The organism is Actinoplanes philippinensis, from assembly GCF_900113015.1.
Lineage (GTDB): Bacteria > Actinomycetota > Actinomycetes > Mycobacteriales > Micromonosporaceae > Actinoplanes > Actinoplanes philippinensis.
Map to the genome: position 1 here is coordinate 646,135 of NZ_FONV01000005.1, position 12,333 is coordinate 658,467.

Annotated in this window: 9 protein-coding genes, 3 tRNA genes and 1 pseudogene; 5 read left to right on the forward strand and 8 right to left on the reverse strand. The window is 70.4% G+C overall.

All coding sequences use genetic code 11. The features are described 5' to 3' along the window. Window positions 1-114: 114 nt before the first annotated feature. Window positions 115-2,736, forward strand: a pseudogene (locus BM290_RS16160) (AfsR/SARP family transcriptional regulator); the annotation flags it as partial. Window positions 2,737-2,774: 38 nt separating this feature from the next. Here BM290_RS16160 and BM290_RS49750 read toward each other — a convergent pair. The 5 genes from BM290_RS49750 to BM290_RS16185 form a co-directional block, all read right to left on the reverse strand. After that, the gene (locus BM290_RS49750) at window positions 2,775-3,923 is read right to left on the reverse strand and encodes a dipeptidase (RefSeq protein ID WP_093614675.1); all 1,149 of its coding nucleotides are present in this window, start codon (window positions 3,921-3,923) and stop codon (window positions 2,775-2,777) included. Window positions 3,924-4,121: 198 nt separating this feature from the next. Continuing rightward, window positions 4,122-5,273: an oxygenase MpaB family protein gene (locus BM290_RS16170; RefSeq protein WP_093614677.1), complete on the reverse strand. Its 1,152-nt coding sequence runs from the start codon at window positions 5,271-5,273 to the stop codon at window positions 4,122-4,124. Window positions 5,274-5,462: 189 nt separating this feature from the next. Continuing rightward, window positions 5,463-7,100, reverse strand: a complete 1,638-nt coding sequence (locus BM290_RS16175; protein WP_093614679.1) for a carbohydrate-binding domain-containing protein — start codon at window positions 7,098-7,100, stop codon at window positions 5,463-5,465. A gap of 32 nt (window positions 7,101-7,132) precedes the next feature. Further along, window positions 7,133-7,867, reverse strand: a complete 735-nt coding sequence (locus BM290_RS16180) for a polyphosphate polymerase domain-containing protein (protein ID WP_093614681.1) — start codon at window positions 7,865-7,867, stop codon at window positions 7,133-7,135. Further along, on the reverse strand, window positions 7,864-8,400 hold the full coding sequence (locus tag BM290_RS16185; protein ID WP_239143579.1) for a DUF4956 domain-containing protein: 537 nt from the start codon (window positions 8,398-8,400) through the stop codon (window positions 7,864-7,866). Before BM290_RS16185 ends, BM290_RS16180 begins: the two co-directional genes overlap by 4 nt. A 316-nt stretch (window positions 8,401-8,716) precedes the next feature. Between BM290_RS16185 and BM290_RS16190 the strand changes: the two genes are divergently transcribed. The 3 genes from BM290_RS16190 (at window position 8,717) to BM290_RS16200 (ending at window position 10,975) form a co-directional block, all read left to right on the forward strand. Beyond that, entirely contained in the window at window positions 8,717-8,938 is a 222-nt protein-coding gene (locus tag BM290_RS16190) for a type II toxin-antitoxin system VapB family antitoxin (RefSeq protein ID WP_093614685.1), read from the forward strand. Then, a complete protein-coding gene (locus BM290_RS16195) occupies window positions 8,935-9,348 on the forward strand; it encodes a PIN domain-containing protein (protein ID WP_093614687.1) in 414 nt (137 codons plus the stop codon). The genes BM290_RS16190 and BM290_RS16195 overlap by 4 nt, the downstream gene beginning before the upstream one ends. A gap of 1,330 nt (window positions 9,349-10,678) precedes the next feature. Beyond that, entirely contained in the window at window positions 10,679-10,975 is a 297-nt protein-coding gene (locus BM290_RS16200) for a hypothetical protein (RefSeq protein WP_143133759.1), read from the forward strand. Window positions 10,976-11,295: 320 nt separating this feature from the next. Here the strand turns inward: BM290_RS16200 and BM290_RS16205 are convergent. The 3 genes from BM290_RS16205 to BM290_RS16215 form a co-directional block, all read right to left on the reverse strand. Continuing rightward, window positions 11,296-11,370, reverse strand: a tRNA-Val gene (locus tag BM290_RS16205). A gap of 15 nt (window positions 11,371-11,385) precedes the next feature. After that, window positions 11,386-11,456 (reverse strand) — tRNA-Cys (locus tag BM290_RS16210). Between the two features lie 26 nt (window positions 11,457-11,482). After that, a tRNA-Gly gene (locus BM290_RS16215) sits at window positions 11,483-11,554 on the reverse strand. Between the two features lie 89 nt (window positions 11,555-11,643). Between BM290_RS16215 and BM290_RS16220 the strand changes: the two genes are divergently transcribed. Next, entirely contained in the window at window positions 11,644-12,219 is a 576-nt protein-coding gene (locus tag BM290_RS16220) for a GNAT family N-acetyltransferase (RefSeq protein WP_203779373.1), read from the forward strand. The last annotated feature ends 114 nt before the right edge of the window (window positions 12,220-12,333 follow it).

A 12,333-nucleotide genomic window follows, 5' to 3' on the forward strand; every position in this document is an offset into this window, starting at 1 on the left:
ACCCTGATCGACCGGCTCTGGGGCGACGAGCCGCCGGCCGACGCGCGCGGCGCCCTCTACGGCTACGTGGCCCGGCTGCGCCGGGTCGTCAAGGACAGCACCGGTGTCACGCTGGTGCGCTGGTCGGGCGGCTACACGCTGCAGGTCCCGGAGGGCTCGGTCGACCTGTTCCGGTTCCGCCAGCTGCTCGACACGGCACGGTCGGCGGGCCCGGAGGACCGGCTGGCGCTGCTGGAGGAGGCGCTCGGGCTGTGGCGCGGCGACGCCCTGGCCGGACTGCCCGGCGAGTGGGCCCAGCGCACCCGGGAGAGCCTGGACCAGCATCGGCTGGGCGCGCTGGCCGACTGGGCGCTGACCGCGATCGCCCGGGGCCGGCATGCCGAGGCCGTCGACCGGCTGGCCGTGGCGCTGGCCCGGGACCCGCTCTGCGAGCCGCTGATCGCGGCGATGATGCGCGCGCTGCACGCCTCCGGCCGTACCGTCGAGGCTCTTGACCTCTTCGCCCGGTCCCGTAACCGGATCGTCGATGAGCTGGGCACCGAGCCGGGCCCGCTGTTGCGCGAGGCGCACACCAGCGTGCTGCGCGAGCCGGCCGAGGCGGCGCGCCCGGCGCGGCCGTTCCTGTTGCCGCCGGACCTGCCGGACTACACCGGTTTCGACGACGCGGTGTCCGCCGTCGTCGAGGCGCTGCGCACCTCCTCGGGGAGCCCGGTCGTGGTCGTCTCCGGGCAGGGCGGCGCGGGGAAGACGGCGTTCGCGGTGCACGTGGCGCACGCCGTCCGCGAGCAGTATCCGGACGGGTTGCTCTTCCTCAACGTGGGTGGCGCCGATCCGCTGGAGCCGGCCGAGGCGCTGAGCCGGCTGCTGCGCATGCTCGGCGTCACCGACGCGGACGCGCAGGGCAACTCCGACCTGCGGGAACGGGAGGCCCGGTACCGTGCCGAACTGGCCGGCCGCCGGGTGCTGGTGGTCGTCGACGACGCCGTCGGGGCGCGGCAGATCCACCCCTTCATGCCCGGTGACGCCGGGTCGGCGCTGCTCGTGACCAGCCGGAACCGGCTCGTCACGGTGGCCGCGACGCGCCGGGTGGAGCTGAGCACGATGACCGCCGCGGAGGCGCGGGCGCTGCTGACCCGGGTGATCGGCCGGGAGCGGGCGGACGCCGATCCACAACAGACGGAGCGGCTGATCGCCCTGTGCGCGCGGCTGCCGCTCGCGGTGCGGGTCGCCGCGGCCCGGCTGGCGGCGCGTCCGCACTGGTCGGTGGGCCAGCTCGCCGACCGGCTCGACGACGAGCGGCGCCGGCTCGACGAGCTGGCCGTCGACGACCTGGAGGTCCGGGCCGGGCTGGCCGTCGGCTATCGCGGGCTGAGTCCCCGGGCGCAGCTGACCTTCCGGGCGCTGGGCTGCCTCGACCCGCCGGTGCTGACCGCGATCACGGTGGCCGCGCTGCTGGGCGCCGGGCCGGACGAGGCCGACGACCTGGTCGAGGAGATCACCGACGCCCGCCTGCTGGACGTGGTCGCCTCGGACGGCGGCTTCACCCGGTACCGGATGCACGACCTGGTCCGGCTCTACGCTGGGGAACTGGCCCGCGCCGACCCGGTCCGGGAGACCGTCACCGCGGCGGTGGCGGCGCTGCTGCGGCTGGTGGAGCACCTGGCGCAGCAGCTGCCGGTGGCCACGCCGCGGCTCTACCATCCGGTGCTCCCGGAGCCGCCCGCCGGCTGGGCGGCCGCCCTCGACCGGGCCGACCTGCGGCGCTGGTTCGACGACGAGGAGCCGGCGCTGATCGCGGCGGTGGAGCGGGCCGCCTCCCTGGACCTGGTGGCGGCGGCCTGCGGCCTGGCCGACGCGCTGGTCTTCGCGTCGTTCGCGGCGCGCAACAACTTCGACGGCTGGGAGCGCACGCACACCGCGGCGAGCGCGGCGGCCCGCCGCTCCGGCGACCGCCTGGCCGAGGCGGCGATGGAGTGCGGCATCGGCCAGCTGCGGTACGCCCAGGACCGGTTCGCGGAGTCGCGGTCGCACTTCTCCCGCGCCGCCGGGCTGTTCGAGGCGGCCGGCCACGACCGGGGGCAGGCGGTGGCCCTGAACGGGCTCGGCACGGTCGGTCGTGAGCTGGGTGAGCACACGATCGCGCTGCCGCAGATCAACCGGGCGCTGGAGGTGCTGGACCGGCTCGGCGACGACGCGGGGGTGGCGCACGCCCACTACAGCCTCGGGTTCGCGCATCGTGAGCTCGGCGACGACGAGGTGGCGCTGGACCATCTCGCGGCCGCGCTGGCCCGCTACCGCCGGATCGGCCACCGGCGCGGGGAGCTGATCGCGATCCGCGGCATGGGCCTGGTGCACCGGGCGCGCGGCGAGCTCGACAAGGCCGAGGAGCTGTGTTCGGCGGCGCACACCATCGCCACCGGGATCGGCGAGACGCACCTCGCGGCGTACACCGCTCAGGCGCTCGCCAAGGTGTGGCTCCGGCAGGGCAACCCGGACCGGGGGCTGGAGCCGCTGCGGGTCGCGCTGGCCGCCACCACCGGGCGACGCGACGGGCACGGCACCGCGCTGGTCACCCGCACCCTCGGCGAGCTGCACCTGGCCGCCGGGCGGCTGACCGAGGCGGGCGAGCTGCTGGAGTCGGCGTCGGCGCAGTGGCGCGACATCGGCATGGATCTCAGCCGGGCCCGCACGCTGCGCGATCTGGGCGCCGTCCGCTGCGCGTCCGGCGATCACGAGGCCGCGCATCGGCTCTGGTCCGCGGCGGGAGACGTCTTTCAAGCCCTGGGGGTACGGGAGAACGCCGAGCTGACCGAGTGGCGCGCCCGGTTCGGCTGCGACTGCCCGGCCTCGGAGCTGCGCAGCACCCGCAGCACGTTGCCACCGGCCAGCGCCGCCAGCTCGGCATCGGACCACCGCCGGGCCGCCAGCTCGCCGAACAGCCTCGGATAGCCGGACACGTCGTCGAGCCCGGCCGGCGCGTCGTCACAGCCGTCGAAGTCGCCGCCGATCCCCACGTGCTCGATCCCGGCCACCTCGCGGACGTGCTCGACGTGGTCGGCGACCTGTTCCACGGTCACCGGCGGCGGCGGGCCCTGCGGGTTCCTGGTCCACGCCCAGCGCTCCGCCGACAGGAACGCGGGCACGAACGTCACCATGCACACCCCGCCGTTGCCGGGCAGCCGGGCGAGCACGTCGTCGGGCACGTTGCGGGGGTGCCCGCAGAGCGCCCGCGCCGACGAGTGGCTGAAGATCACCGGTTTCGTGGTGACGGCCAGGGCGTCGCGCATCGTGGTGTCGGCGACGTGCGACAGGTCGACGAGCATCCCGATCCGGTTCATCTCGGCGACCACCTCGCGGCCGAAGTCGTTGAGCCCGCCGAGCCGGGGCGTGTCGGTGGCGCTGTCGGCCCACGCGACGTTCTGGTTGTGGGTGAGGGTCAGATACCGTACGCCCAGCTCCCCCAGCATCCGCAGGACCGCGAGCGAGTCGCAGATGCTGTGCCCGCCCTCGGCCCCGAGCAGCCCGGCGATCCGCCCGGCTCGGAAGGCGGCCTCCACCCCGTCGGCGGTGGTCACCAGCTCCAGCCGTCCCGGGAACCGCCGGTGCAGCGTGTACACCAGGTCGATCTGCTGCAGGGTACGGACCACCACCGCCGCCGGAGGCAGGTCGTCCGGCACGAAGACCGACCAGAACTGCCCGCCCACCCGCCCGGCCGCGAGCCGTGGCAGGTCGGTACGGGTCAGTGGCTGCCGCTGGTCGAGCGCGAACTTCTCCAGGTCGTCCGGCGACACCGCCCCGCCGTGCAGGGCCCGCAGCGCGTCCGGCAGATCGTTGTGCCCGTCGATGAGCGGGTGCTGAGCCAGCAGCCGGGCGATCCGGTCCCCGGCGGTCTCGTCACGCGCGGACTCGTCGATCGGCCACATGGTCACCCAGATCCGTGAAGTGCAGAGCGCGGAAGGTGCGAGATCCCCCCTTGACTGCTGATCCCGCACCGTCCGCGCTCATCAGGCGAGGAACGTCGAACTGGGCGCCCGCCAGCGCATCTCGTCGTCCCGTCCGGCGCCGAGATCAGGTTTACAGCCCCGCCTGCCGAACTTCTGGCACATTTCTGTCAGCGCTGTTCACAGTTCGCTGCCCCAGCGGGCGAACTGGGCGCGGGCCTGGCGCTCGGCCCGGGCCAGCAGGCGGGCCCGGCCGCCGGGCAGACGGCCGAGGACGTGGCTGACCGGCAGGTTCGCGGCTATCCGGGCCAGGCCGTACCACGGTGGACGGTAGGGCAGGCCGAGGTCACGCATGGCCGCCGGGCCGAGCAGCCAGCAGCTCACCGACAGGGCCCGCTCCCGCTCGTAGCGCCGGCGCCGGCCGGTGGTCGCCGCGTCGGTCATCGTGATCAGGGCCCGGGCCAAGGCGATGCTGTTGGCGTCCGGCGGCGGGTCGTTGGCCAGGAAGTGGTAGAGCAGGCGGCGGCCACGGCGCTCGGTGTGCGGCAGCCACTCCTCGTCGACGCCCATCAACCAGCCGACGTAACTCCACAGGTGCATGACCGCCGCGGCGTCGGCGCGCGACACCCGTACCCCGAGAAGACGCAGATGCAGCAGGAAGCTGGTGCTGAAGACGCCGAGGGTGCTGGCCTGGTCGTACTGGTTGATCGGCACGCCGCGCAGCTCGCAGTCCCAGGTCGGATCGGCCTCCAGGCGGGCGTTGACCAGCGCGTGCATGACCCGGACGTGCGCGGTGGCCAGCCAGCCCTCGCCGCCGGGCGCCAGGCCGCCGGGCGCGGTCACCGCACGCCACCACAGCGTGGTCTCCCGGATGCGCCGCAGCGTCTCACCGCCGGCCAGCCGGCCGGTGCGGACCAGCGGTTCGAGGGCGGCGGCGGTCCGATAGCCGCCGAGCAGGGAGCCGTACGCGAGGACGAGCCCCGCGTCCATCCCGAAGGCCCGGCACGCCTCCGCGCCACGGGCCAGCAGCTCGTCGTCCACCCAGTCCGGACGCTGCGACAGCGTGTCGTAGAAGGCCCGCACCGGCTCGGGCACGTCGGCGGACGGCCCGGCGGCGAGCGCCCGGTGCAGCTCGCCGGGGCGGACCGCCCGGACCAGGCCGGCGGCGAGCTCGTCGCGGCGGAGCAGGCCGGCCGCCAGGGCGGCCAGCTCGGCCTCGGTCGGGTCCGCGCCGGGGCCGGCGACCAGTCGCAGCGGGCGGGCGGCCCGCTCGGCCCACGGCCGGTCCATCCCGAACCGGCGCGGCACCCGCAGATCGGCGTGCGTACTCATGATCAGCCTGACCTCCGGCCTGCTGGGGCGGGCGCCAGATCCGTCAGCGCCCGCCGGAATCCCTGCCGGTCCCGGACGAAACGGCGCGGGACAGGCACGGACCGGACGTGCCCGGGGAGGTGAGCACGTCCGGCCCGGCACAGGTCGAGCACGGGATCGGTCATCAGGAGACGACGATCCCACAACCGGTCACCGGTTGCCGGCCACCACCGTGCTCACCTGGGTTCCGGAGAGGGTGCCACCGATGTGGAGCCCGCCGCCGACGGCGGTTCCGGAGACGGTGCCGCCGGTGCGGACCGCGTAGGTCGTACCCCGGGTGATCTGGTTGGAACTGAAGACGACGCCGCGGAACGCCTTGGTGGGCTGGTAGGACGCGATCTGTGTGCCCGAGGTGGTGGCCAGGTGGACCACGGTGCCGGCCGCCTGGTTGGCGCTGAAGGTGATCGACACCCAGCCCTGGCCGGAGGACGGGAGCGTGCTGGTGGTGGCGCTGATCCCGGAGGAGATCACGGTGCCGCCGGTGATGGTGAGGGCGCCGTTGGAGTCGAGGCCGCCCTCGCCGCCGCCGCGGGTCGCCGAACCGGTGACCACGACCGTGCCGCCGGCCAGCGTCAGCGCCCCGTTGGAGTCCAGGCCGTCGGTGCCGCCGCTCGCGACGACGGTGCCGCCGGTGACGCTGATCAGGGCGTTCGGCGAGTTCTGCATCTCGCCGTAGTTCGGATCGGAGGCGTTGAACGCGTCGTCGGTCGAGGTGGCCGAGACGCTGCCGCCGGTCACGTAGACCTTGAGGCCCTCGACACCCTCGTACGACTTGGTGACGTTGACCGTGCCGCCGGCGATCCGCACGTCCGTCTCGGCGTGCACGCCGTCGTCACCGCTGGACACGGTCGTGGCGCCGCCGTCGACGGTCAGGTTGGCGTCCGAGTGCAGGCCGTCGTCGGTGGCGGTGACGTTCACCGTCCCGTCGCTGATCACGGTGAGCACGCCGGCCTTGATGCCCTTGCCGGTGGTGGTCGCGGTGACCGAGCCGCCGGTGACGATCGCGTCGGTCTGCCCGGTGAGGCCGTCATCGGTGGCCTTGACGTTCACGGTGCCGCCGGTGACCGCCACGTACCCGCGGGTGGCATCCTCCTCGTTGTCGGACTTGAGGCCGTCGCCGCCGGCGGTCGCGGTGATCGAGCCACCGCTGACGATCACGTAGTCCTGGCCGCGGACGGCGTCGTCGGGCGCCGTGATCGTGATCGTGCCACCGGCGATGATCAGGCCGTCCTTGACGTTGATGCCGTCGTTGGCGTTGCCGGTGACGACCAGCGAGCCGGTGCCGGCGATGCTCAGGTCGGCGGCCGAGGCGATCGCTCCGTCCACCGAAGCGGTGCCGTCGGTGAGCCGGTTCGTGGTGCCGGCCTGCAGGTGGATCAGCACCTCGTCGGCGGCGACCACGTTGATCGCGCCGGTGCCGCCGGTGACCGTGACGCCGTTGAGGATCAGCCGGACGATGCCGGTCCCGGTGCTGTTGACGATGATCTGCCCGGACGTCAGCGAGCCGGTGAACCGGTAGGTGCCGGCCGCGTTGACGGTCACCGTGCTGCCCGAGACGGTCACGTTCGAACTGGTGGTGGTGGCGCTCGTGCCGGTCAGGGTGACCGCGGCGACGTCCGCCTCGTTCCAGGTCAGGTCGGCCGCGCTGAGGTGGCCGGCCTGGTTGGCGGCGAGCGCGGCGGCGCCGGCCGGACCGGCGGCCAGGGCAGGGGATGCGGGCGCCATCGCTACGGCGAGAGCGGTGGCGGTCAGCGCCGCGGGGACGGCGAGACGGGGGATTCTGGGCATGGAAGGTCCTTATGTTGAGGAGATGACTGCCTTCAGCGAGGGAGGTGCCGGCGCAGCAGGCGGCGCCAGGGCACGTCCGGCAGACCGGGACGCAGAGCGGCGAGCCCGGTGGCGTACTTCGAGATGCTGACCGGCCGGTGCCCGCAGGCCCAGAGCAGCCGGTCGTTGGGGGAGACGGACGACGCGGTCTTGGTCTCGACGATCGCGACGCCCGGCAGGGACAGCTCCCGGCCGTCCGCGTCGGTCCAGGTCAGGCCGATGTCGACGGTCATCCGGGAGTCGTCGGCCGGATGGTGGAACGTGGTGCGCCGGTAGTGCGTCGACAGTGTCGGCCGCAGCACGAACGGGGCGCCGCCGAGGATGTCGTCGACGAACCAGCGGCCCGGCTCGACGTCGTCGTGGTGGCCGGAGTCGTACGGCAGGCGGTCCTTCACCGTCCCGCCCCGGTAGCCCTCGGTCTTCACCTCGAGCCAGCACAGCGCCGAGTCCAGGTAGGTGCGCGTCCGCACCTTGAACCGGCGCCGCCGGCGGTAGGCGGTGAGCCGGAAACTGACCAGGTCGGGGGTGTCGAAGTAGACCGACCGGTACCGGAAGGTCCGCTCGCCGTCGATCTCCAGCACCCGGGTCGCCGGGTCGAGGCGGGACAGCAGGTCGCCGGCGGCGTCGAGCGACAGGACGTACTTGCGGTCGGTGCGGGTCTGCAACTCCGCCCTCTCGGTCAGCTCGGCCAGCGAGACCGGATCGAGATGGGCGGTGGTCACCGTCACCGGCCCGCTCCGACGAGCGCCTTCTTGCTCGAGGCGTACGAGTACCGCACCTCCACCACGGTGGTCTCGTTGACCAGATCCACCCGTTCGACGGTGGCCGCGTGCACCCGCGCTCCGAGGATCCGCTCCAGCTGGGCGATCAGGGCCACGTGGTCGACGACCGCGTTGTCGAGCACCATCACCTGCCGCCGGTAGGAGCGGAACAGGCGTGGGTGGTCGCCGAGATACATGACCAGGAGGATCAGCGTCATCAGCGCCGGGCTGAGCCAGGCCGGCCCGCCGCTGAGCGGCCCGAGGATGCCGAGGGCGAGCGCCGAGAAGTAGTAGGCCACCTCGTGCTGGTCCAGCTCGGTGGAGCGGAGCCGGATGATCGACAGCACGCCGAACAGGCCGAGCCCGAGACCCGCGCCGACCGAACTGGAGCTGAGCGACCCGGCGACCGCGAGCACGCCCACGTTGACCCCGAGGAACGCCACGACCAGGTCCCGTCGCCGGTGCCGTGGAAAATACAGCCCGAAGACAAGAACACTCACAGCGGCAAGATCTAGCGCGAAGAGCGCAAGCCGGGGCATAGTGGCACGACCTCTCAGTGCGCCGGCCGGGGCGTCAGCCCCCTGAACGCGATCCGGCCGGCAGGTTACGTATCGATGAACTTCGATTAGACCCTAGCCGCGAACCGGGCGAACCTCATCGAACAAACCCTCGGAATAGCCTCAAAGGATCCTGTGCACGGCCTATGCCGCGGGCCGGTACACGGCGATCGGCCGGCCCCCACCGGACGGTGACCCGAGGCCCGCGGAATGTTGGTAATGTTGGACGGACCCACACATCACCAACAAGGGGACTCACATGGCGATCACTCAAATCGACCTGGATGATGAGGCCCTCGCCGAGGCGATGCGGCTGTCCGGAGCCAAGAGCAAGAAGGAAACGGTCAACCTGGCACTACGCGAGTACGCGGCCCGCCACCGGCGGATCGCGGCGCTCGATCATCACGCGACGGCCGCCAAAAGCTGGGACTACGAAGGCTGGCAGGACCTGTACCGCGCGAGCAAGACGCCAGCAGAGTGATTCAGTATCTGATCGACTCGTCCGCGGTCTGGCGGATCCTACGCGACGATGCGGTCCGCGAGTCCTGGGCCGATGTCATCTCGGACCACGCCATCGGATCGTGCCGCCCGCAGCGCACAGAGTTCCGCCGCTCGGCTCGCGGACTGGACGAGTACGAAGAGATGACCTCGATGTTCGCCGATCTGTATCCGGACGTCGCGGTGCCCAAGAGCGCATGGCAATGGGTGGACTCGGCGCAGTACCGTCTGCTTCGAGCCGGCGTGCACCGAGCACTGTCCTGCGTGGATCTTTTGATCTGCGCCTGCGCCGCCGTCGGCGGCCTGACGGTCCTGCATGACGACAACGCCTTCATCACCGCAGCTCGACACCTGCCCGACCTGTCCGAACGCCGGGTCCTCAACCTTCCTTGACGCGAAGGACCAGAACCACAGTTGGACCACACGCGGCAGAATTCGAGCCGCATGCCCGCAACTCAAGGCCTGATCGTCACGCTATCGGCCGGCCGGCACCGCACACCCTGACCGTTTCAGCGGCCACTACCCTCCGAGGCGCCGCCGTCCTGGTCCAATCCATCGACAACGGCGCTCCGGACACGGTCACTCGACCAGCGACGAGCACGCTCGCCACCCGCGACCCGACAGCCCCGCGCCGACGGATACGCCGTCGACATAATGCACTGTCGTAGCCGATGAGAGTGTCCGCGAGCGGCGAATAGTTGGCCAGCGTGTCACGAATTCAAAGGGCCGATTATTGGCCTACCTACCATTAGACCATCCTGCAAATATTAGCGCATCGAATTAGGCGTATGGTCCGGATTCCGGGCACTGCGTCGCGCGTGTCGATATGCGCGTTGGCGACACGCATTGGAGCAAAAAGCGCGATCTTCCCGGGAAAATGGAGGCAATGGATTCACGCAGCCGGATCGCGCACACAGTGGAGGTAGCCACTCAATGTGGAATGGATAGCGGAATTCTCGCCTGATCGCGAGCGCCAGATCCGCCGGCGAGGCGGGTTCGGACACTCGATGCAATGCCATGCTGGCGATGTTGTAGAGCGCGACTCTCTTAGAAGGGAAGTGCGGCGACACCCGTGCATTCTTCTTTCGGACGTAGTACGCGCGCCTCTTGCACCTCCCCGAGCAGTACCGCCGATCACGGCGTCCCACTTGCTTCAAGATCGACCAACACTGCCTGCATAGAAGATCCGCTTGCATCATGGCCGAAGGGTAGTGCGTTACGTCTAATTTTGACGGCTCCAGCGCTGCTGCACTGCCGTGAGGAGGGAGAACACCTCAAGTCCAAGTCTTATAAGTAGATGATCGAAGACTCGCCATACGCAACGCTTCTCTGGTGGAACTCAACAGAAGTCGAGTGGCCAGCTTGCGTACGATGTCAATCTTGGTAGCGAGTGCAGCAGCTGGTGCGATGCTCGCTTTTAAGACCTCAATCCAGGATGGATTCTTCGGGGCTCTCGCTTTAGCCACCTTCCTTGACGCCCTGTCCAAACCACGTGTCGCAACAAATCGACCCATGCAAAGATGCGCGAATGAGAGTCGTCAGACCTGCGTGACACCTTGCGAGGATGACTGCGTTTAACAGCCGCGATCAACCGATCGGGGTGCAGGTCTACAAACCCGCACCCCGATCGATCAGCGACGCACTTACGTGCCGCTGTAAGTTCACCACGACTGCGCGGATAGTCAGTGCCTGCGGGCGACGGCAAGTACCGCATAATCCAGTGGTGCGATCGATCGAGGGCTGGGTGTCCGAAGACAACGTGGCTCGCTTCTTGGCGAACGTCAGCAGGTACATCGGGTACGACTACGGTGAGCTAGACGAGATCGCACTCGTCGGTGCGCTCGAACCGACCGACGACGAGTCGCCCGACGGCTGGTTCGATTACCCATTGGCAGGAACCCCGCCACTGACTGTGTCGCTGGCCCAGGCAGTCGGCGGGAGCGTGGTCAGCGTCCGGATTCGTGGCGAGGTCGATCCCATAATGACCGCCCGATTCGAGACTCTCCTCGATCTGCTGTAGTCAGCCAGCGTCGCCAGATCGACGTCGCGTTTCACTCATGCCGCCGCCGATAAGGCGCGGAGCCAGGCACGATCGTTGCAGACTGTTGCTCCGACGCGGGGTGCCGAGTACCGCGCCAAGCTTGGCCTGCGCTCGCTCAGCTCACCTCCAACCAGCACACGATCGCGCTGACGACCGGCAGCGGCTCCCGCGCTGGGTGGCAGACGGGGCGAGAACATGATGGGAAACGAACCCGCCGAGCCCTGCACATAACCGCAGGTCAACGCCATCAAAAAATTGAACCGGATCCCTAAAAGGGCATCCGGTTCGTTAACGACTACTGGTGGGCGATACTGGGATCGAACCAGTGACCTCTTCCGTGTCAAGGAAGCGCGCTCCCGCTGCGCCAATCGCCCGCAGAACCTCGTGCGAGGTGGAGACGGGATTTGAACCCGTGTACACGGCTTTGCAGGCCGTTGCCTCGCCTCTCGGCCACTCCACCGAGCTGACCTCGAAAAGGCCTCTCCGAGCGGAAGACGGGATTCGAACCCGCGACCCTCACCTTGGCAAGGTGATGCGCTACCACTGCGCCACTTCCGCTTGTCTCCCCCAGGTTTCCCCGGCGACGACAGAACTTTATCTGGTCCCCCGACCGCACGCCAAACCGGGGTCCGGTGTGTCGCGGCATCATGGGCGGCGTGGAGATCACCATCTGGTACCTGCAACAGGACGAAGCCACCCAGATCCGCCCGGCACGCCCGCCCGCCGGGCCGGTGGAGATCGTCCGGGCCGAGGTGCCGAGCCCCGAGCTGAACCGCTTCCTCTACACCGCTGTCGGCGGCGACTGGTCCTGGACGGACCGGATCCCGTGGACGTGGCAGCAGTGGCAGGACTGGCTGGACCGGCCGGGCGTGGAGACGTGGATCGCCCACGTCCGCGGCACCCCGGCCGGATACGCCGAACTCGACGGCACCGAACCCGGCCGCGTGGAGATCGCCTATTTCGGGCTGTTGCCGCAATTCGCTGGCCAGGGACTCGGCGGTCACCTGCTCACCGTCGCGCTGCGGCACGCCTGGTCCCTGCCCGAGCGCCACGGCCTCCCGCCGGCGCAGCGCGTGACAGTGAACACCTGCAGCCTCGACGGGCCGGCCGCCCTCGCCAACTATCAGGCCCGTGGCCTGCGGATACAGCGCACCGAGGTCCGCACGCCCGGGTCCCCGCCGAGCGCTCCCGGTCCTTGGCCCGGAGCGGAGAGACCTCGATGAGGTACGGCCACGCATGAGTAGCCCTGTGTCAACCCGCCACGGTTTGATCTTGGTTGAGGAGTCGTTGGAGGGCTCGGTGTTGTGCGGGATCGTAGGCGGTGCCGGTGGTCCAGC